General features: G+C 51.5%; 16 protein-coding genes and 1 riboswitch. Of the genes, 7 read left to right on the top strand and 9 right to left on the bottom strand.

Features of this window, described 5'->3' with window-relative positions; all coding sequences use genetic code 11:
• The first annotated feature begins 39 nt into the window (after positions 1–39).
• The gene (rpoC, locus tag A9B99_RS10000; protein WP_064597146.1) at positions 40–4,269 is read left to right on the top strand and encodes a DNA-directed RNA polymerase subunit beta'; all 4,230 of its coding nucleotides are present in this window, start codon (positions 40–42) and stop codon (positions 4,267–4,269) included.
• Positions 4,270–4,556: 287 nt separating this feature from the next.
• Here the strand turns inward: rpoC and thiH are convergent, their stop codons facing one another.
• From thiH to A9B99_RS09965, 7 genes are all read right to left on the bottom strand, one after another.
• On the bottom strand, positions 4,557–5,711 hold the full coding sequence (gene thiH / locus A9B99_RS09995) for a 2-iminoacetate synthase ThiH (protein ID WP_064597141.1): 1,155 nt from the start codon (positions 5,709–5,711) through the stop codon (positions 4,557–4,559).
• A complete protein-coding gene (locus A9B99_RS09990; protein WP_064597138.1) occupies positions 5,708–6,490 on the bottom strand; it encodes a thiazole synthase in 783 nt (260 codons plus the stop codon). The genes thiH and A9B99_RS09990 overlap by 4 nt, the downstream gene beginning before the upstream one ends.
• A 1-nt stretch (position 6,491) precedes the next feature.
• Positions 6,492–6,692 (bottom strand): sulfur carrier protein ThiS, encoded by a 201-nt coding sequence (thiS, locus tag A9B99_RS09985; protein WP_064597135.1) that lies wholly within the window; start codon positions 6,690–6,692, stop codon positions 6,492–6,494.
• Positions 6,676–7,431: a HesA/MoeB/ThiF family protein gene (locus tag A9B99_RS09980; RefSeq protein ID WP_064597132.1), complete on the bottom strand. Its 756-nt coding sequence runs from the start codon at positions 7,429–7,431 to the stop codon at positions 6,676–6,678. The genes thiS and A9B99_RS09980 overlap by 17 nt, the downstream gene beginning before the upstream one ends.
• Positions 7,424–8,059, bottom strand: a complete 636-nt coding sequence (gene thiE / locus A9B99_RS09975; protein WP_064597160.1) for a thiamine phosphate synthase — start codon at positions 8,057–8,059, stop codon at positions 7,424–7,426. Before thiE ends, A9B99_RS09980 begins: the two co-directional genes overlap by 8 nt.
• Positions 8,059–9,954, bottom strand: a complete 1,896-nt coding sequence (gene thiC, locus A9B99_RS09970) for a phosphomethylpyrimidine synthase ThiC (protein WP_064597130.1) — start codon at positions 9,952–9,954, stop codon at positions 8,059–8,061. Before thiC ends, thiE begins: the two co-directional genes overlap by 1 nt.
• 93 nt (positions 9,955–10,047) lie before the next feature.
• Positions 10,048–10,157, bottom strand: a riboswitch (TPP riboswitch).
• A gap of 54 nt (positions 10,158–10,211) precedes the next feature.
• A complete protein-coding gene (locus A9B99_RS09965; protein ID WP_064597127.1) occupies positions 10,212–10,712 on the bottom strand; it encodes an Rsd/AlgQ family anti-sigma factor in 501 nt (166 codons plus the stop codon).
• A 171-nt stretch (positions 10,713–10,883) separates the two neighbouring features.
• Between A9B99_RS09965 and nudC the strand changes: the two genes are divergently transcribed.
• The 6 genes from nudC (at position 10,884) to A9B99_RS09935 (ending at position 15,274) form a co-directional block, all read left to right on the top strand.
• On the top strand, positions 10,884–11,657 hold the full coding sequence (gene nudC / locus A9B99_RS09960) for an NAD(+) diphosphatase (protein WP_064597124.1): 774 nt from the start codon (positions 10,884–10,886) through the stop codon (positions 11,655–11,657).
• Positions 11,658–11,734: 77 nt separating this feature from the next.
• Complete coding sequence (gene hemE / locus A9B99_RS09955) at positions 11,735–12,799, top strand: uroporphyrinogen decarboxylase (protein WP_064597121.1); 1,065 nt, start codon at positions 11,735–11,737, stop codon at positions 12,797–12,799.
• On the top strand, positions 12,799–13,479 hold the full coding sequence (nfi, locus tag A9B99_RS09950; protein WP_064597118.1) for a deoxyribonuclease V: 681 nt from the start codon (positions 12,799–12,801) through the stop codon (positions 13,477–13,479). Before hemE ends, nfi begins: the two co-directional genes overlap by 1 nt.
• 33 nt (positions 13,480–13,512) lie before the next feature.
• Positions 13,513–14,103: a YjaG family protein gene (locus A9B99_RS09945; protein ID WP_064597115.1), complete on the top strand. Its 591-nt coding sequence runs from the start codon at positions 13,513–13,515 to the stop codon at positions 14,101–14,103.
• 186 nt (positions 14,104–14,289) lie between these two features.
• Positions 14,290–14,562, top strand: a complete 273-nt coding sequence (gene hupA, locus A9B99_RS09940) for a nucleoid-associated protein HU-alpha (RefSeq protein WP_064597109.1) — start codon at positions 14,290–14,292, stop codon at positions 14,560–14,562.
• Positions 14,563–14,575: 13 nt separating this feature from the next.
• Positions 14,576–15,274 (top strand): DUF1481 domain-containing protein, encoded by a 699-nt coding sequence (locus A9B99_RS09935; RefSeq protein WP_064597106.1) that lies wholly within the window; start codon positions 14,576–14,578, stop codon positions 15,272–15,274.
• Positions 15,275–15,355: 81 nt separating this feature from the next.
• On the opposite strand, the gene purD is transcribed toward A9B99_RS09935, so the two are convergent.
• On the bottom strand, positions 15,356–16,645 hold the full coding sequence (purD, locus tag A9B99_RS09930; RefSeq protein WP_064597103.1) for a phosphoribosylamine--glycine ligase: 1,290 nt from the start codon (positions 16,643–16,645) through the stop codon (positions 15,356–15,358).
• Between the two features lie 14 nt (positions 16,646–16,659).
• Positions 16,660–18,249, bottom strand: a complete 1,590-nt coding sequence (gene purH, locus A9B99_RS09925) for a bifunctional phosphoribosylaminoimidazolecarboxamide formyltransferase/IMP cyclohydrolase (protein WP_064597100.1) — start codon at positions 18,247–18,249, stop codon at positions 16,660–16,662.
• Positions 18,250–18,916: the final 667 nt, after the last annotated feature.

The raw sequence follows: 18,916 nt of genomic DNA, 5'->3' as shown, positions 1-18,916 counted from the left end.
CGGGCATCAGAGAGTGCTAACTCCGACGGGAGCCAATCCGTGAAAGACTTATTAAAGTTTCTGAAAGCGCAAACTAAAACCGAAGAGTTTGATGCGATCAAAATTGCTCTGGCATCGCCAGACATGATCCGTTCCTGGTCTTTTGGTGAAGTTAAAAAGCCGGAAACCATTAACTACCGTACCTTCAAACCGGAGCGTGACGGTCTGTTCTGTGCTCGCATTTTCGGGCCGGTAAAAGATTACGAGTGCCTGTGCGGTAAGTACAAGCGCTTGAAACACCGCGGTGTTATCTGTGAAAAATGTGGTGTTGAAGTTACTCAGACCAAAGTACGTCGTGAACGTATGGGTCACATTGAGCTGGCTTCTCCGACTGCCCACATTTGGTTCCTGAAATCACTGCCATCCCGTATCGGTTTGCTGCTCGATATGCCTTTGCGTGATATCGAACGTGTACTGTACTTCGAATCTTATGTCGTTATCGAAGGCGGTATGACCAACCTGGAACGCCGTCAGATCCTGACTGAAGAACAGTATCTGGACGCGTTGGAAGAGTTTGGTGATGAATTCGACGCGAAAATGGGCGCAGAAGCTATTCAGGCCCTGCTGAAAGGCATGGATCTGGAGCAGGAATGTGAACAACTGCGCGAAGAGTTGAATGAAACCAACTCTGAAACCAAACGTAAAAAGCTGACCAAGCGTATCAAGCTGCTGGAAGCATTCGTTCAGTCTGGTAACAAACCAGAATGGATGATCCTGACCGTTCTGCCGGTTCTGCCGCCAGATCTGCGCCCGCTGGTACCGCTGGATGGTGGTCGTTTCGCCACATCAGATCTGAACGATCTGTATCGTCGCGTTATCAACCGTAACAACCGTCTGAAACGTCTGCTGGATCTGGCTGCGCCAGATATCATCGTACGTAACGAAAAACGTATGCTGCAGGAAGCGGTTGATGCCCTGCTGGATAACGGTCGTCGCGGTCGTGCCATTACGGGTTCTAACAAACGTCCTCTGAAATCTTTGGCCGATATGATCAAAGGTAAACAGGGTCGTTTCCGTCAGAACCTGCTGGGTAAACGTGTTGACTACTCCGGCCGTTCGGTTATCACCGTAGGTCCTTACCTGCGTCTGCACCAGTGCGGTCTGCCGAAGAAAATGGCACTGGAGCTGTTCAAACCGTTCATCTACGGCAAGCTGGAACTGCGTGGTTTAGCGACCACCATCAAAGCAGCCAAGAAAATGGTTGAACGTGAAGAAGCCGTTGTTTGGGATATCCTGGACGAAGTCATTCGCGAACACCCGGTCATGCTGAACCGTGCACCAACGCTGCACCGTTTGGGTATTCAGGCATTTGAACCTGTGCTGATCGAAGGTAAAGCTATTCAGCTGCACCCGCTGGTGTGTGCGGCGTATAACGCCGACTTCGATGGTGACCAGATGGCTGTTCACGTACCGCTGACGCTGGAAGCCCAGTTGGAAGCTCGCGCGCTGATGATGTCCACCAACAACATTCTGTCTCCGGCAAACGGTGAACCAATCATCGTTCCGTCTCAGGACGTTGTACTGGGTCTCTACTACATGACCCGTGACAAAATCAACGCTATGGGCGAAGGCATGGTTCTTACCGGGCCGAAAGAAGCTGAACGCTTATACCGTTCAGGCCAGGCTGAGCTGCATGCGCGCGTAAAAGTACGTATCACAGAATATGAAAAAGACGAGCAGGGTGAATATGTGGCGAAAACCGCATTGAAAGATACCACTGTTGGTCGTGCAATTCTGTGGATGATCGTACCTCAGGGTCTTCCGTTCACTATCGTGAACCAACCGCTGGGTAAAAAAGCGATCTCCAAAATGCTGAACACCTGTTACCGCATTCTGGGCCTGAAACCGACGGTTATTTTTGCTGACCAGATCATGTATACCGGTTTTGCGTATGCAGCACGTTCTGGTGCATCTGTTGGTATCGACGATATGGTTATTCCGGCGAAAAAAGCCGAAATCATCACCGAAGCCGAAGCAGAAGTGGCAGAAATCCAGGAACAGTTCCAGTCTGGTCTGGTAACGGCGGGCGAACGTTACAACAAAGTCATCGATATTTGGGCTGCGGCGAATGACCGCGTTTCCAAAGCGATGATGGATAACCTGCAAACTGAAACCGTTATTAACCGTAAAGGTGAAGAAGAGCAGCAGGTTTCCTTTAACAGCATCTATATGATGGCCGACTCAGGGGCGCGTGGTTCTGCGGCTCAGATTCGTCAGCTGGCTGGTATGCGTGGTCTGATGGCGAAGCCAGATGGCTCCATCATCGAAACGCCAATTACCGCGAACTTCCGTGAAGGTCTGAACGTACTCCAGTACTTCATTTCAACCCACGGTGCTCGTAAAGGTCTGGCGGATACTGCACTGAAAACAGCAAACTCCGGTTACCTGACTCGTCGTCTGGTTGACGTCGCACAGGACCTGGTTGTGACTGAAGATGACTGTGGTACCTTAGACGGCATCATGATGACGCCGGTTATCGAAGGTGGTGATGTTAAAGAACCACTGCGTGACCGCGTACTGGGTCGTGTAACGGCTGAAGACGTTCTGAAACCGGGTACCGCAGATATTCTGGTTCCGCGTAACACGCTGCTCAATGAACAGTGGTGTGACCTGCTGGAAGTGAATTCGGTAGACAGCCTGAAAGTACGTTCTGTTGTAACCTGTGACACCGATTTTGGTGTGTGTGCTCACTGCTATGGTCGTGACCTGGCGCGTGGTCATATCATCAACAAAGGTGAAGCCATTGGGGTTATCGCAGCACAGTCTATCGGTGAACCTGGTACTCAGCTGACCATGCGTACCTTCCACATCGGTGGTGCTGCATCTCGTGCGGCTGCTGAATCCAGCATCCAGGTGAAAAACAAAGGTAGCATCAAGCTGAGCAACGCGAAGTCCGTTGTGAACTCCAGCGGTAAACTGGTTATTACTTCTCGTAATACCGAGCTGAAGTTGATCGACGAATTCGGTCGTACTAAAGAAAGCTATAAAGTGCCTTACGGTTCTGTGCTGACCAAAAATGATGGCGAACCGGTAGCAGCGGGCGAAACTGTTGCTAACTGGGATCCGCACACCATGCCGGTTATTACCGAAGTTCCGGGCTTTATTCGCTTTACCGACATGATCGATGGCCAAACCATTACTCGTCAAACTGATGAACTGACTGGGTTGTCCTCTATCGTGGTTCTGGACTCTGCTGAGCGTACTGCGGGTGGTAAAGATTTGCGTCCGGCGCTGAAGATCGTTGATGCCAACGGTGATGATGTCCTGATCCCTGGTACTGATATGCCTGCGCAGTACTTCCTGCCGGGTAAAGCTATCGTTCAGTTGGATGACGGCGTTCAGATTAGCTCTGGTGACACACTGGCGCGTCTGCCGCAGGAATCTGGCGGTACGAAAGATATTACCGGTGGTCTGCCGCGCGTTGCTGACTTGTTCGAAGCACGTCGTCCGAAAGAGCCTGCGATCCTTGCTGAAATCAGCGGTGTGGTTTCCTTCGGTAAAGAAACCAAAGGCAAACGTCGCCTGGTTATCACCCCACTGGATGGTGAAAACGCCTACGAAGAGATGATTCCTAAATGGCGTCAGCTCAACGTGTTTGAAGGTGAACGTGTTGAACGTGGTGACGTGATTTCCGATGGTCCGGAATCTGCACATGACATTCTGCGTCTGCGTGGTGTTCAGGCTGTAACGCGTTACATCGTTAACGAAGTGCAGGACGTATACCGTCTGCAAGGCGTTAAGATCAACGATAAACACATCGAAGTTATCGTTCGTCAGATGCTGCGTAAAGCAACCATCATGAATGCAGGCAGCTCTGACTTCCTGGAAGGCGAGCAGGTAGAGTACTCTCGCGTGAAAATCGCGAACCGCCAGTTGGAAGACGAAGGCAAAGTTAGCGCAACGTTCATGCGCGACCTGCTGGGTATTACCAAAGCGTCTCTGGCAACTGAGTCCTTCATCTCTGCTGCATCGTTCCAGGAAACGACGCGTGTTCTTACCGAAGCCGCTGTTGCGGGTAAACGTGATGAACTGCGTGGTCTGAAAGAGAACGTCATCGTAGGTCGTTTGATTCCGGCTGGTACTGGTTATGCTTACCACCAGGATCGTATCCGCCGCCGTGCTGCGGGCGAAACACCTGCTGCTGCGCCGCAGATCAGTGCTGAAGAAGCTTCTGCCAACCTGGCAGAGCTGCTGAATGCTGGCCTGGGCGGAAACAACGATAACGATTAATCGTTATCTCTCGCTGATAAAACCGCGTCTTCGGGCGCGGTTTTTTTTTGCTATTAGGGCATCCCACCAAAAGTGCTTTCCTCCCGATGCCCCTGGTAATTGCGGGTATTTGTGTATTTTTTGTGCCAGGCAACAAATTGATGGTAAAGCAGGAAGGCGGGGTGACCGATGGAGAGGGGAAGTGGCCACCCCGGGCAACGTATGTTCGCTGCCGGAGTGACCATATCGTCATTCCCTGAGTTTGCTCAATGCCCGTTTTTCAGGGCCGGAAGCAGGGTTCCAGTGATTTACTGATTTGTTGAAAATGCCGGGCTCGTTTGCGGCCCTCTTCCCAAAAAACTGTCCCAGTCTTTCCATACTGGCTGTAACCCTGCCTCAGTCAGTGCTTTGGCAACCATATCCGGTGTACGGTTGTCATGAGGCGAAAATTGCTCCAGCTCGGGCTGGTGGCCTGCATAGCCTCCCGGTTGTGTGCTGGAAAATGCGCTGACATGGGTAATTGCCAGTGGGACAACATGGTCACGAAACCACGGGGATTCCCGGGTTGACAGTGATAACTCCAGTTCAGGGGAGAATAAGCGGAAAGCACAAATAACCTGAAGTAGCTGCTTTTCATCCATGATTGATGCTGGAGCTATTCCTCCCGCACATGGGCGTAAGCGGGGAAAAGATACAGAAAACCGGCTCTGCCAGTAATGCTGTTGTAACCAGAGCAGGTGTTCTGCCACCATAAAGCAATCCACCCGCCAGTTATCCGACAACCCAATCAACGCTCCCAGGCCAATTCGGTCAATACCCGCTTTGCCAAGCCGGTCCGGGGTATCGAGCCGCCAGAAGAAATCCTGCTTTTTACCGCGCAAATGGTGCTGAGCATACATTGCTTCATGGTAGGTTTCCTGGTAAACCATAACACCATCCAGCCCCAACTGCTTAAGCTCCGCATACTCGTCTTCACTCATTGGCTGCACTTCCATTTGCACAGAACTAAAGTGGGCACGAATAGCAGGCAGGTATTGACGAAAGTAGTCCATACCCACTTTTCTCTGATGCTCGCCAGTCACCAGTAACAGATTTTCAAACCCAAGCTGGCGTATGGCTTCACATTCACGTTCAATTTCCTCGCCATCGAGCGTCTTACGCTTAATGTGATTACTCATTGAGAAACCACAATAAGTACAATCGTTTGCACATAAATTTGACAGGTATAACGGAACATAAAAGTTAACCGTATTACCAAAGCGCTGGCGGGTTAAACGTTGAGCCATTCCGGCCATTGGCTCCAGGTATTCTGCGGCGGCAGGAGACAGCAGTGCCATCATATCTTCCGGCCCGCGTTTTTCCCGGCATAATGCTCTCTGCACATCATCTTTGGTCTTACTGTTGATGCTAAGTGCAATGTCATCCCAGTCCAGAGTGCGCCAGTAATCACTAAAATGGCTCATCCGTTCACCTCCGCACTGGCATTCAGAAATGCCGTCAGTGGGCTGGAAGCGCTGGCGGTCATCCGTTGTTCCCCATACCCGGCACTGGCTGCCAGTACTCCGGCCTCGACGGCCAGCCGGAAAGCCTGTGCCATTCTGACCGGGTCGCCTGCTGTAGCGATAGCGGTGTTAACTAATACGCCATCGGCCCCCAACTCAAGCGCGGCAGTGGCATGCCCGGGCGTACCGATCCCGGCATCAACAATCACCGGAACGCCAGCCTGCTCAATAATGATTTCCAGCATCGCCTGGGTTTGTAACCCGCGATTAGAACCAATCGGCGCGCCCAAAGGCATAACGGCAGCACAACCAGCCTCTTCCAGATGGCGGCATAACACCGGGTCTGCGCCACAGTAAGGCAGCACGATAAAGCCATCTTTAACCAGTAAGCGGGCGGCCTGGAGTGTGGCGATGGGGTCTGGCATCAGGTAACGGCTGTCCGGGTGAATTTCCAGTTTCACCCAGTTGGTACCTAGTGCTTCACGCGCAAGCTGTGCGGCAAAGACCGCTTCATCTGCCGTTTTGGCACCCGATGTGTTGGGTAATAGTTGCACGCCAGCAGCCAGTAGCGGTTGCAGTAAATCGTCCCGGTGCTGGCGGAAATCAACCCGCTTTAGCGCCAGTGTGACGAGCTGGGTACCACTGGCGATAATGGCCTGTTGCATTAACATTGGTGAAGCAAATTTCCCGGTACCCGTAAGCAGGTGAGAATCAAACGTTTTATCAGCAATACGTAACATGTCAGCCTCCGGCAATGACTTCAAACAGCAACAGGTCATCGCCTGGCTGTAGAATGTGGGTATCCCAGTGTTCGCGTGGCAGGATTGTCTGGTTTAGCGCCAGTGCGGTGCCGGGCTTCAGTTGGTGGAAAGAAGACAATAACTGCACCACCGTGGTGTTTTCAGCACAACTTACCGGATGGTCATTAAACTGAATTTGCATGTTGCCCTCCACACACCGGGCAGTGAGGCGATGGCTGAAGTCGGATGGCACGCCACAGATTGGTTTTGGCATCAAACAGAGACAAAGTCCCGGCCTGGTTGGTGACTCCAGCCAGCCACTTCAGTGCTTCCAGCGCCTGGCTGACACCCAGTAACCCAACAACAGGTCCCAGTACACCAGCAGTACGGCAATTTCGCTCTGGCTCGTGCTCGTCAGGCCATAAACAACGGTAACAACCCTGTTGCCATGGTGGAGACAGCACCATCATTTGCCCGCCAAACCCAACGGCACTGGCGGTGATAAATGGCTTGTTCAGTGCCACACAGGCTGCATTGATTGCCTGGCGGGTTGGCATATTGTCACTGCAATCAAGCACCAGGTCGGCATCAGCCAGCACACTGGTTAGCATCTCCGGTGTAAGGTACTGGTCGATGGAGGTTAGCGTGACAGACGGGTTGACCTGAGCCAGTTTTTCAACGGCCACATGTGCCTTAATGCGGCCAAGATCCTGCTGTGTGTACAGTGTCTGGCGATGCAGGTTACTGATGTGAACGACATCGCCGTCAGCAAGAATTAACTGGCCTACCCCGGCTCCTGCCAGGTAATGAGCGGCTGGTGAGCCCAGTCCGCCTAATCCAACAATCGCGACACAAGACTTGCTCAGAGCCTGCTGACCGTCGAGGCCCACTTCATCCAGCAGTAAATGGCGGCTGTAACGCATGAAATCCTGATCATTCATCGCCATTCCCCGCTAAATTAAGTAATGCTCTGGTTGCAGCCTGCCAGTCTTGTGCCTGTGTAATGGCGCTTACCACGGCAATGCTACCCACCCCGGTAGCCAGTACCTCCGGTGCCCGCGCCAGGCTTATTCCACCTATTGCTACTGTTGGGTAACCTTGCAGTCGGTGAACGTGAGAAGCCAGTTGTTGCAGGCCTTGCGGCTCAGAAGGCATTTGCTTGGTTTGCGTGGGGAAAATATGCCCCAGTGCAATGTAAGAAGGGCGCACAGACAGTGCCCGGTCTATTTCAGCGTCATCATGAGTGGAAACGCCCAGGCGTATCCGGGCATCGCAAATTGCGCCCAGGTTCGCGGTATCCAGATCTTCCTGTCCCAGATGTACCCCCCACGCCCGGTGTTTAATCGCCAGCCGCCAGTAATCGTTGATAAACAGGCGGGCTTCATAGCGCCGACCAAGATTAATCGCCTGGATAATATCCTGCTCAACTTCATGCTCAGGCTTATCTTTAATACGAATCTGGAGCGTTTTCACACCCAGAGCCAGCAGGCGTTCCAGCCAGGTAATGCTGTCAACAACGGGGTATAACCCCAACCTGACCGGTACAGGTGGGAAATCAGGTTGGTAAATCATGCCTGCTCCTTGCGAAGATAAATCTCTCCGCCGCGTGCGCGGAAATCCTGCGCCATGTTTTCCATGCCTTCCGCGCGTTGTTTTGCCGCGTAATCACGCACATCCTGGGTGATTTTCATGGAACAAAATTTTGGCCCGCACATAGAACAGAAGTGCGCCACTTTGCCAGATTCCTGAGGCAGGGTTTCATCGTGGTAAGCTCGTGCGGTGAACGGGTCGAGGGCCAGGTTGAACTGGTCTTCCCAACGGAACTCAAAACGGGCTTTGGACATAGCGTTATCACGAATCTGCGCACCAGGATGACCTTTGGCAAGGTCGGCAGCATGAGCGGCAATTTTATAGGTAATAAGCCCTTGTTTTACGTCTTCTTTATTGGGAAGCCCAAGGTGCTCTTTTGGTGTGACATAACACAGCATGGCACAGCCGAACCAGCCAATCATGGCTGCGCCAATCCCTGATGTGAAGTGATCATAACCCGGTGCGATATCCGTGGTCAGTGGACCAAGGGTATAAAACGGTGCTTCATGGCAGTGCTCCAGCTCTTCTGTCATATTGCGCTGAATCATCTGCATCGGCACATGCCCGGGGCCTTCAATCATCACCTGCACGTCATATTCCCAGGCGATTTTGGTCAGTTCGCCAAGCGTATGTAATTCTGAGAATTGTGCCTCATCGTTCGCATCCTGAATGGAACCGGGACGCAGGCCATCACCCAAAGAAAGAGCAACATCATAGGCTGCGCAGATTTCACAAATCTCACGGAAATGCTGATACAGGAAGTTTTCCTGATGATGGGAGAGGCACCATTTAGCCATAATCGAACCACCACGAGAAACAATCCCGGTGAGGCGGTCTGCGGTCATTGGCACATAACGTAACAGTACTCCGGCATGGATAGTGAAGTAGTCCACGCCTTGCTCAGCCTGTTCAAGTAATGTGTCACGGAATAGCGGCCAGGTCAGGTCTTCCGCAATACCATTGACCTTTTCCAGCGCCTGATAAATTGGAACAGTACCAATGGGAACCGGGCTGTTGCGCAGGATCCACTCACGGGTTTCATGAATATAGCGGCCCGTTGATAAGTCCATTACTGTGTCGGCACCCCAGCGTGTTGACCACACCAGTTTTTCCACTTCTTCTTCAATGGAAGAACTGACCGCCGAGTTACCGATATTGGCATTTACTTTAACCAGAAAGTTACGACCAATAATCATCGGTTCAGATTCGGGGTGGTTAATGTTTGCCGGAATAATTGCACGCCCGGCAGCAACTTCATCACGAACAAACTCGGGGGTGATATTTTCAGGGAGATGGGCGCCAAAGCTGTGCCCCGGGTGCTGGTGGCGTAACACGCTATCGCGAATCCGTTCGCGGCCCATATTTTCCCGCAGTGCAATAAACTCCATCTCCGGGGTGATAATTCCTTTACGGGCGTAGTGTAACTGTGTAACGCAATGCCCTTTTATGGCCCTGCGTGGCGGCTGAACGCCCTTGAAACGTAATTCTTCCAGCCCTTCGTCTTCCTGGCGTGCCAGCGTCCAGGACGATGAACTGTTGCGCAGTTGCTGGGTATCTTCTCGGGCATCAATCCAGGGCTGGCGGCATTTGGGCAGTCCCTGAAGTACATCAATTGACTTGTCCGGGTCGCCATAAGGACCGGAAGTGTCATAAACCGGTATTGGGTCATTTGGCGTTAGTTCAGGGTTTTCCCGTGTACCGCCAGTCACGGTTGGGCTCATTTGTATTTCACGCATGGGCACCTGAATATCCGGGCGGCTGCCAGCCAGATATACCCGTTTTGATGCAGGGAAAGCAGAGCCTTCCAGAGTATTGATAAATTGCTGAGCAGCATCGCGTTGCTCACGGCGGGTTGGTGTTTTTTGTACGGACATAGCGCATTCCAGTTTGTTGGTCAGGAAGTGGCTTGTCAGAACGACGGACAGGAGTAGCAAAGACGCAATAACGCCAGAAAATAAGCGTAATGCAGGGAGAGTACTCTTGTTCCCTTCGCAGGTCTTAACCTGATCAGGTTCCGCGGATCCCGAATTAACGGTCTCAGCCCGTGTTTTCACACTGGGCACTCCGACAAGAAAAACATCGCTTTCGCGATAATGTATTAGGACTAACTTACTCGTTCACAGAATAAAACTCAAGCAGGGCGGGATGTGGCGTTGTCCGGTTCGGTATTCTGTAAATCGTTTTTACACAGCTGGATAAGCAGCTTGTCTTCAAGGGTAAAACGCGCTTCAAGTGCTTCACCTATCCCGGATAAAGCCTGCTGAAACTCCTGCCAGTTATCGTGATCAATGGCGGTTTCCAGACTGGTATCGTAAAAATGCATAATAGACTGCGTATTGGCTTCTAACCGGGGATAGAGCTGTGCGACAGATTTTGCGGTACTGGTCCCTTCCACCTCTCGAATGATGCGCTCATAAAGACTAAAGTGGCATGCTGAGAGGTAGTCCACCAGACCCTGGCAAAAATCGTCCAGCGCTTTTTCATCAATGGCGGAATGGGCGCTTTTTTTAGGCTTGAGCCCGACTAACCGGTAATAAGCAATCAGCAGTTGCCTGCGGGTATTCAGCCAACTGTCAACTAATGTATTACTACCACCAACACGGGCTGTCAGATCTTCCAGTTGGTTTAGCATGTTTGAGCATCTCCATGAGTTATATACTCGTCATGCTTCAATTTGCAGGTACCTAAGCAGTGCTTGCCTGCAACTCGAATTATTTTGAGTATCAGATAAAACTCTGAACCATCTGAATGTAGCTATTATGTAAACCAACATGCCAGTGACACAGAGGTTGTGCAAGAAAATATGAAATACATTGTAGAAAAAACCGATGAAGGCTGGTGGGTTGTCAGCCATGAGCAAAAATTATGGCTGCCGCAAGGGGAGTTACCCTGCGGGCGTGCGGAGCAGTACCAGTTGGATGGTTTACCTGCAATGCAAATTGGTTTATGGGATTCCCTTCCAGTCTGGCTGGTTCAACATAACTTCCCTACAGGAATGGCTTCTGTCAGGCAACTTCTCGACAAAGAAAGTGGGCTGTTTCAGTTAGCCGGCCGGGGTGTCCAACTGGCTGAGTTTTACCGTTCTCACAAGTATTGTGGCTATTGTGGCGCAGAAATGTACCCCAGCAAAACTGAATGGGCGATGTTGTGCAGCCACTGCCACGAGCGTTATTACCCGCAAATTGCGCCCTGCATTATCGTGGCGATTCGCCGCGATGACCATATTTTGCTGGCACGCCATAACCGGCACAAAAACGGAGTCTACACCGTACTGGCGGGTTTCGTGGAGGTAGGAGAAACGCTCGAGCAGGCTGTAGCCCGTGAAGTTATGGAAGAAAGCAGCATTCGCGTGAAAAATTTGCGTTATATCAGTTCTCAGCCCTGGCCTTTCCCACAATCGTTGATGATGGCATACATGGCGGATTACCACAGTGGTGATATCAAAATCGACCCGTCAGAGCTACTTGATGCTAACTGGTATCGCTATGACCAGCTTCCTCTGCTCCCACCTCCGGGGACTGTCGCACGGCGGTTAATAGAAGATACTGTTGCCTTATGTCGGGCTGAGTATGAATAACATGGTACACTCAGCACCCTATTTCTATTGTTTTCTCTACCCTGACTGCGGGTGAATCAGCGCACAGAAGGAACCCCATGACTGACCTGAAAAATGATCGTTATTTGCGAGCCCTGTTACGCCAGCCGGTTGATGTTACCCCTGTCTGGATGATGCGCCAGGCGGGCCGGTATTTACCGGAATATAAAGCGACTCGCGCACAAGCAGGGGATTTTATGGCGCTGTGCAAGAATGCTGAACTTGCCTGTGAGGTAACATTGCAACCCCTGCGCCGTTACGCTCTGGATGCCGCAATTCTGTTCTCCGATATTTTGACCATTCCGGATGCGATGGGGCTGGGGCTCTATTTTGAAGCAGGGGAAGGACCACGCTTCACGTTACCCGTGCGCAGCAAGGCCGACGTGGAAAAATTACCGGTTCCTGATCCGGAAATGGAACTGGGCTATGTCATGAATGCAGTGCGCACTATCCGCCGTGAACTGGCCGGGCAGGTACCGCTGATCGGGTTCTCTGGTAGCCCGTGGACGCTGGCGACTTACATGGTTGAAGGTGGCAGCAGCAAAGCTTTTACGGTTATCAAAAAAATGCTGTTTGCCGAGCCTCAGACCTTACATACGCTGCTGGGCAAACTGGCAGAAAGCGTGACGCTCTACCTCAATGCTCAAATTCGGGCCGGTGCGCAATCTGTGATGATTTTTGATACCTGGGGTGGTGTACTGAGTGGGCGAGATTATCAGGCGTTTTCCCTGAATTATATGCAGCAAATTGTTGCCGGACTGATTCGTGAACACGAAGGGCGCCGTGTGCCTGTGACATTGTTTACCAAAGGCGGTGGGCAGTGGCTGGAAGCGATGGCCGAAACTGGGTGCGATGCCCTGGGCATAGACTGGACAACGGATATTGCGGATGCCCGGCGCCGGGTGGGGCATAAAGTAGCATTACAAGGTAATATGGACCCATCGATGCTGTATGCGCCCCCGGCTCGTATCGAAGAGGAAGTAGCCTCTATCCTGGCCGGGTTTGGTCATGGAGAAGGCCATGTGTTCAATCTTGGGCACGGTATTCACCAGGATGTCCCGCCAGAGCATGCAGGCGCGTTTGTTGACGCTGTACACCGGCTTTCTGTTCAGTGGCATAAGTAATGGACCTGGCGGCGCTCAGGGCGCAACAACAGCAGCTGGCCTCTCAGGTGATAACCGAAGACTGCGGCGTGCCTGCTGAACCGCAGCTCATTGGTGGTGCTGATGTTGGGTTTGAACAACAGGGTACTGTGACCCGTGCCGCACTGGTTCTGCTCTCCTGGCCCGGTTTAACGCTGGTAGAATACCAGGTTGCCCGTATTCCAACGGAATTCCCGTATATCCCTGGTTACCTCTCTTTTCGCGAATGCCCGGCGCTAGTGGCTGCGTGGGAGAAGTTATCCCGGCAACCTGATTTACTTTTTGTCGATGGGCAGGGGATTGCTCATCCACGCCAGTTCGGTGTCGCCAGCCATTTTGGTTTACTGGTCGATACCCCAACAATTGGCGTGGCGAAAAAGCGCCTGTATGGCACATCAGACAGCGAGCGGCTGGCGCATGACGGAGTTGCACCGTTGCTGTCCTCAGAGCGCTCTTTGGGCTGGGTGTGGCGCAGTAAGCTGCGCTGCCTGCCTTTGTTTATTTCTCCTGGGCACAGGGTTCACCCGGACACCGCGCTTGCGTGGGTACAACGCTGTACACGAGGTTACCGCCTGCCTGAACCGACACGCTGGGCTGATGCTGTCGCATCCCGTCGCCCGGCATTTATACGCTGGCAAGAAAAAATGCGCCAGGTAGAGTAAACTGCGCCCAATATCGACTGTTGAGACTTCACTATGTTACAAAACCCAATTCACCTGCGTCTGGAAAAACTCCAGAGCTGGCAGCATGTTACTTTTATGGCCTGCCTGTGTGAGCGGATGTACCCCAATTATGCCATGTTTTGCCAGCAAACTGAGTTTGGTAACGGGCAACTGTATCGGCGGATTCTGGATTTGGTCTGGGAGACATTGACGGTAAAAGACGCGAAGGTTAACTTCGACTCTCAACTGGAGAAGTTTGAAGACGCGATTCCATCTGCGGATGATTTTGACATCTACGGCGTTTATCCGGCAATAGATGCCTGTGTGGCGTTAAGTGATTTGTTACATGCTCTGCTGGGAGGCGAAACCCTCGAGAAAGCTATCGAGGTAAGCAAAACCTCTATCACATCAGTGTGCATGTTAGAAATGACTCAGTCTGGTCGGGAAATGACCGATGAAGAGTTAAAAGATAACCCTGCAGTTGAACAAGAATGGGACATCCAATGGGAGATTTTTCGCCTGTTGGCAGATTGCGAAGAACGCGATGTTGATCTGATCAAAGGGTTGCGTACAGACCTCCGGGAAGCGGGTATTAGCAATATCGGTATAAATTTTCAGCAATAAGACAAGAAAACCCCTCCCGGTGTCTGATTTGTCGCACCTGGAGGCTTCCCATCAGCCCCTTGTCTGGTCTACATTTGTGGGGCGAAAAAAAGTGGCTATCGGTGCGTGTATGCAGGAGAGTGCTTAACAGGCATTTCCATCGCACTCGATGCTTAGCAAGCGATAAACACATTGTAAGGATAACTTATGAACAAGACTCAACTGATTGATGTAATTGCGGACAAGGCTGAACTGTCAAAAGTACAAGCGAAAGCTGCTCTGGAATCCACTCTGGCTGCGATTACTGAGTCTCTGAAAGAAGGCGATACTGTACAACTGGTTGGTTTCGGTACCTTCAAAGTGAACCACCGTGCTGAGCGCACTGGCCGCAACCCGCAAACGGGTAAAGAAATCAAAATCGCAGCTGCAAACGTTCCTGCGTTTGTATCCGGCAAAGCACTGAAAGACGCGGTTAAATAATCGTACTCCTCCAGTGAACAGTTTTATCAGAGGGGCGGTAACGCCCCTTTTGTCATTCTGGCGGCTGTCCTGCTTATTGTTAGCGGGAGGAGTGCTGGTGGGATGCAGTTCCCATAGACATGCTTTACCGCCGTTTACCGCCAGTGGTTATATTGATGAAGGCGGTGCCGTGCGTATCTGGCGTAAAGATAGTGAGAATGGCTCTGTTCATCTGTTGAGTGTTTTTAGTCCATGGCACAATGGCAATACAGCAGTAAATGACTATCGCTGGCAGGGAGATAAACTGGTCTCCATGGTACTGAAAACTGAAGGCGATGCACCACAAACGATCACCGTGCGCTTTGACGCCAATGGTGCGCTTAGTTTCATGCAACGTGAAGTAAATGGCATGAAGCAGCAGCTCTCTAACGAACAAATAGCGCTTGAGCAGTACAATGCTACCCGTATCCGCAAAACCAGTGATGCATTACGTACCGGTAAAGTCGTATTGCATCAGGGGCATTGGAACCAGAATGAAAGCATCACAACTTGTGAAGGCCACGTTTCACGTCCTGAGTTTGATTCTTTTTTCCTGTCCTATATTCAGGACCGTCAGCGGCGTTCTGCGAAGCCGGTGAGTGTTGCCTGGCTCTCTGCGCCAGAAGGCACCCAACTACTGCTTGTCGCCAATAGTGACTTCTGTAGCTGGCAACCCAAAGCCGATACATTCTAGCACTGGTTGTAGTGATTCAACCTTCCAGCCCGTCTGGCAAAAAAAAAGCCACCCGAAGGTGGCCTGTACGTTTTGCAGTGCTTAGTTTTGTTCACGCTCAATGGCGCGGTAACCTATGTCTGAGCGGCTAAAGCTGCCTTCCCAGTGAATGGGTTTCATCAACGCATAGGCATTTGCCTGCGCCTGAGCCACCGTGTCGCCCAGTGCAGTCGCGCATAATACACGCCCGCCGTTAGTAACGACGTTTTCCTGGGCATCCAGGCGAGTCCCGGCGTGGAACACTTTCGCATCTGTAGCAGATTCCAGTGGCAGGCCGTGGATAACATCTCCAGTGTTGTAGCTGCCCGGGTAACCGCCTGCAGCAATCACCACACCGAGAGCGGCTCGTTCATCCCACTCAGAAGTTTGCTTATCCAGCACGCCTTCGCAGGCAGCCTGGCACAATGCAACCAAATCGGATTTCATGCGTAACATAATCGGCTGTGTTTCCGGGTCGCCGAAACGACAGTTGAACTCGATAACTTTCGGGTTACCCTGCTTATCAATCATCAGCCCGGCATATAAAAAGCCTACATAGGTGTTGCCTTCTGCCGCCATACCTTTCACGGTTGGCCAAATGATGCGTTCCATGGTGCGGTTGAACACTTCATCTGTAACTACCGGAGCCGGGGAATAAGCACCCATACCACCGGTATTCGGGCCGGAATCACCATCACCAACACGTTTGTGATCCTGGCTGGTGGCCATCGGCAATACGTGCTCGCCATCCACCATCACAATAAAGCTGGCTTCTTCACCATCCAAAAACTCTTCAACCACCACCCGGTGGCCGGCATCACCAAAAGCATTGCCTGCCAGCATATCCTGAATGGCCGCTTCCGCTTCTTCCAGCGTCATCGCCACAATCACGCCTTTACCGGCAGCCAGACCATCGGCCTTGATAACAATAGGGGCGCCTTTTTCACGGACATAAGCCAGCGCAGGCTCCACCTCAGTGAAATTCTGGTATTCGGCGGTTGGGATATGGTGCCGTGCCAGAAAATCTTTAGTGAACGCTTTGGAGCCTTCCAGTTGCGCGGCACCTTTGGTGGGGCCAAAAATCGTCAGGCCAGCAGCCTGGAAGGCATCAACCACACCAATCACCAGCGGTGCTTCCGGGCCGACAATTGTCAGGTCAATTTTTTCGTTTTGCGCAAAGCTCAGCAGTGCCGGGATATCCGTTACATTGATATCCACATTCTGTAAAGCCGGTTCGAGTGCGGTTCCTGCATTACCCGGTGCGACAAATACGGTGTCTACCTGGGGGGACTGTGCTGCTTTCCATGCCAGCGCATGCTCGCGCCCACCATTACCAATAATTAATACTTTCATGCGGTGCTCCTGAATTAATGGCGGAAGTGACGCATACCAGTGAAGATCATAGCAATACCGTGTTCATCGGCGGCGGCAATAACTTCTTCGTCGCGAATGGAACCTCCTGGTTGGATAACACAGGTAACGCCTACTGCTGCCGCCGCATCAATGCCATCGCGGAACGGGAAAAACGCATCAGATGCCATGGCCGAACCTTTTACTTCCAGTCCTTCGTCTTCGGCTTTGATACCAGCAATTTTGGCAGAGTAAACACGGCTCATTTGCCCGGCGCCAATACCAATAGTCATATTTTCTTTGGCGTACACAATGGCGTTGGATTTCACAAATTTGGCTACTTTCCAGCAGAACAGGGCATCACGCAGCTCTTCGGCAGAAGGCTGGCGTTTCGTGACAACACGTAACTCGCTTTCACCTACCATACCCAGGTCGCGGTCCTGCACCAGTAAGCCACCGTTGACGCGTTTAAAATCAAGGCCTGGCACCCGAGCCTGCCACTGACCGCAGACCAGTACGCGCACGTTTTGTTTGGCAGCAGTGACTCTCAGTGCTTCAGCGGTTGCTGAAGGGGCAATAATGACCTCAACAAACTGGCGGGATATGATGGCCTGAGCTGTCTTCTCGTCCAGCTCGCGGTTGAACGCAATAATGCCGCCAAAAGCGGAGGTCGGGTCGGTTTTCCAGGCGCGCTCGTAAGCAGCAAGAATATCGTCACCGATTGCTACGCCACAGGGGTTGGCGTGTTTAACAATCACACATGCGGGCTCGTTGAACTCTTTCACACACTCAAGGGCAGCGTCAGTATCGGCAATGTTATTATAAGACAGAGCCTTGCCCTGAACCTGCTCAGCAGTTGCCACGGAAGCTTCTGTTACCTGGCTCTCTATATAGAAAGCAGCCTGCTGATGGCTGTTTTCCCCATAACGCATATCCTGTTTTTTCACAAAGTTCAGATTCAGAGTGCGGGGGAAGCGGCCAGAAGGTTTGTCTGTTTCACCGTGGTATGGCGCCACCATGGTGCCGAAGTAGTTGGCAATCATGCTGTCATAGGCAGCGGTATGCTCGAATGCTTTAATTGCCAGGTCGAAGCGGGTTTCAAAAGTCAGTGAACCGTTGTTGGCATCCATTTCAGTAACAATAGTGGTGTAGTCATTGCTGTTAACCACAATCGCGACATCTTTATGGTTCTTGGCGGCGGAGCGAACCATGGTAGGGCCACCAATATCGATATTTTCAACAGCGTCTTCCAGTGAGCAGCCTTCACGGGCAACGGTCTGGGCAAACGGGTAAAGGTTCACGACGACCATATCAATAGGAGAAATAGCATGCTCTGCCATAATAGCGTCATCCTGCCCACGACGGCCAAGAATGCCCCCATGCACTTTCGGGTGCAGCGTTTTCACTCGTCCATCCATCATTTCCGGGAAACCGGTGTAATCAGAAACTTCGGTTACCGGCAGGCCTGCATCAGCCAGCAAGCGGGCAGTGCCACCTGTGGAGAGCAGTTCAACGCCACGTTGAGAAAGGGCCTGGGCAAATTCGACGATCCCGGCTTTATCAGACACGCTGAGAAGAGCACGGCGTACAGGACGAGGTTGTTGCATGGTGATCAATCCCCTGGATTTCAGTTTATTGCAATTGCAGAAGAGTGTGAGTGCTGCTTTGTTCTATCTATATGTACTGCGATTAATACATCTAATAAAGAAAAGCAGGACTGACAGCCTTCATAAAGTGGGTCTGCGAAAACGCGGGTGCATTGTAGCGAAAACGTTTGCGTGACGCTCGCAAAATTTCCTCATCAACAATGATTGTGGATAACTCTGTTGATAAGCAGGTATAAATCCGGGTTTTGCTGGGGAATGCAGCACTCAGTCTTTTTTATGCAAATTTTCTATTGCAGCAAAATCTGAACTCCCTATAATGCGCCTCCATCGACACGGCGGCACGCTTCACTGAGTGCAGTAAGCCGGGAAGATAAAGAGAAAAAATCCTGAAAAATTGGGTTGACTCTGAAAGAGGAAAGCGTAATATACGCCACCTCGCGACAGCAGGCAGAATGCCGGGTCGCACTGCTCTTTAACAATTTATCAGACAATCTGTGTGGGCACTCATAAGCACTGATATCTTAACGTCGCAAGACGCTAAAAATTATCAAGTCTTAAAGAGTGACTAACAGTTAATTCATTACGAATAAACAGTTTAATTCTTTGAGCATCAAACTTTAAATTGAAGAGTTTGATCATGGCTCAGATTGAACGCTGGCGGCAGGCC

It is taken from the genome of Mangrovibacter phragmitis, assembly GCF_001655675.1.
GTDB classification, from domain to species: domain Bacteria; phylum Pseudomonadota; class Gammaproteobacteria; order Enterobacterales; family Enterobacteriaceae; genus Mangrovibacter; species Mangrovibacter phragmitis.
Note: the sequence above shows the minus strand (reverse complement) of the source record. Positions and strands in the feature narration are given on the sequence as shown.

Excerpts from the sequence above, each read along its gene's own strand:
- hemE (WP_064597121.1), top strand. The coding sequence starts at position 11,735 with ATGACTGACCTGAAAAATGATCGTTATTTGCGAGCCCTGTTACGCCAG.
- purD (WP_064597103.1), bottom strand. The coding sequence starts at position 16,645 with ATGAAAGTATTAATTATTGGTAATGGTGGGCGCGAGCATGCGCTGGCA.
- A9B99_RS09965 (WP_064597127.1), bottom strand. The coding sequence starts at position 10,712 with ATGCTAAACCAACTGGAAGATCTGACAGCCCGTGTTGGTGGTAGTAAT.
- A9B99_RS09945 (WP_064597115.1), top strand. The coding sequence starts at position 13,513 with ATGTTACAAAACCCAATTCACCTGCGTCTGGAAAAACTCCAGAGCTGG.
- nfi (WP_064597118.1), top strand. The coding sequence starts at position 12,799 with ATGGACCTGGCGGCGCTCAGGGCGCAACAACAGCAGCTGGCCTCTCAG.
- thiH (WP_064597141.1), bottom strand. The coding sequence starts at position 5,711 with ATGAGCCATTTTAGTGATTACTGGCGCACTCTGGACTGGGATGACATT.
- hupA (WP_064597109.1), top strand. The coding sequence starts at position 14,290 with ATGAACAAGACTCAACTGATTGATGTAATTGCGGACAAGGCTGAACTG.
- A9B99_RS09990 (WP_064597138.1), bottom strand. The coding sequence starts at position 6,490 with ATGTTACGTATTGCTGATAAAACGTTTGATTCTCACCTGCTTACGGGT.
- thiC (WP_064597130.1), bottom strand. The coding sequence starts at position 9,954 with ATGTCCGTACAAAAAACACCAACCCGCCGTGAGCAACGCGATGCTGCT.
- nudC (WP_064597124.1), top strand. The coding sequence starts at position 10,884 with ATGAAATACATTGTAGAAAAAACCGATGAAGGCTGGTGGGTTGTCAGC.
- thiS (WP_064597135.1), bottom strand. The coding sequence starts at position 6,692 with ATGCAAATTCAGTTTAATGACCATCCGGTAAGTTGTGCTGAAAACACC.
- purH (WP_064597100.1), bottom strand. The coding sequence starts at position 18,249 with ATGCAACAACCTCGTCCTGTACGCCGTGCTCTTCTCAGCGTGTCTGAT.
- A9B99_RS09980 (WP_064597132.1), bottom strand. The coding sequence starts at position 7,431 with ATGAATGATCAGGATTTCATGCGTTACAGCCGCCATTTACTGCTGGAT.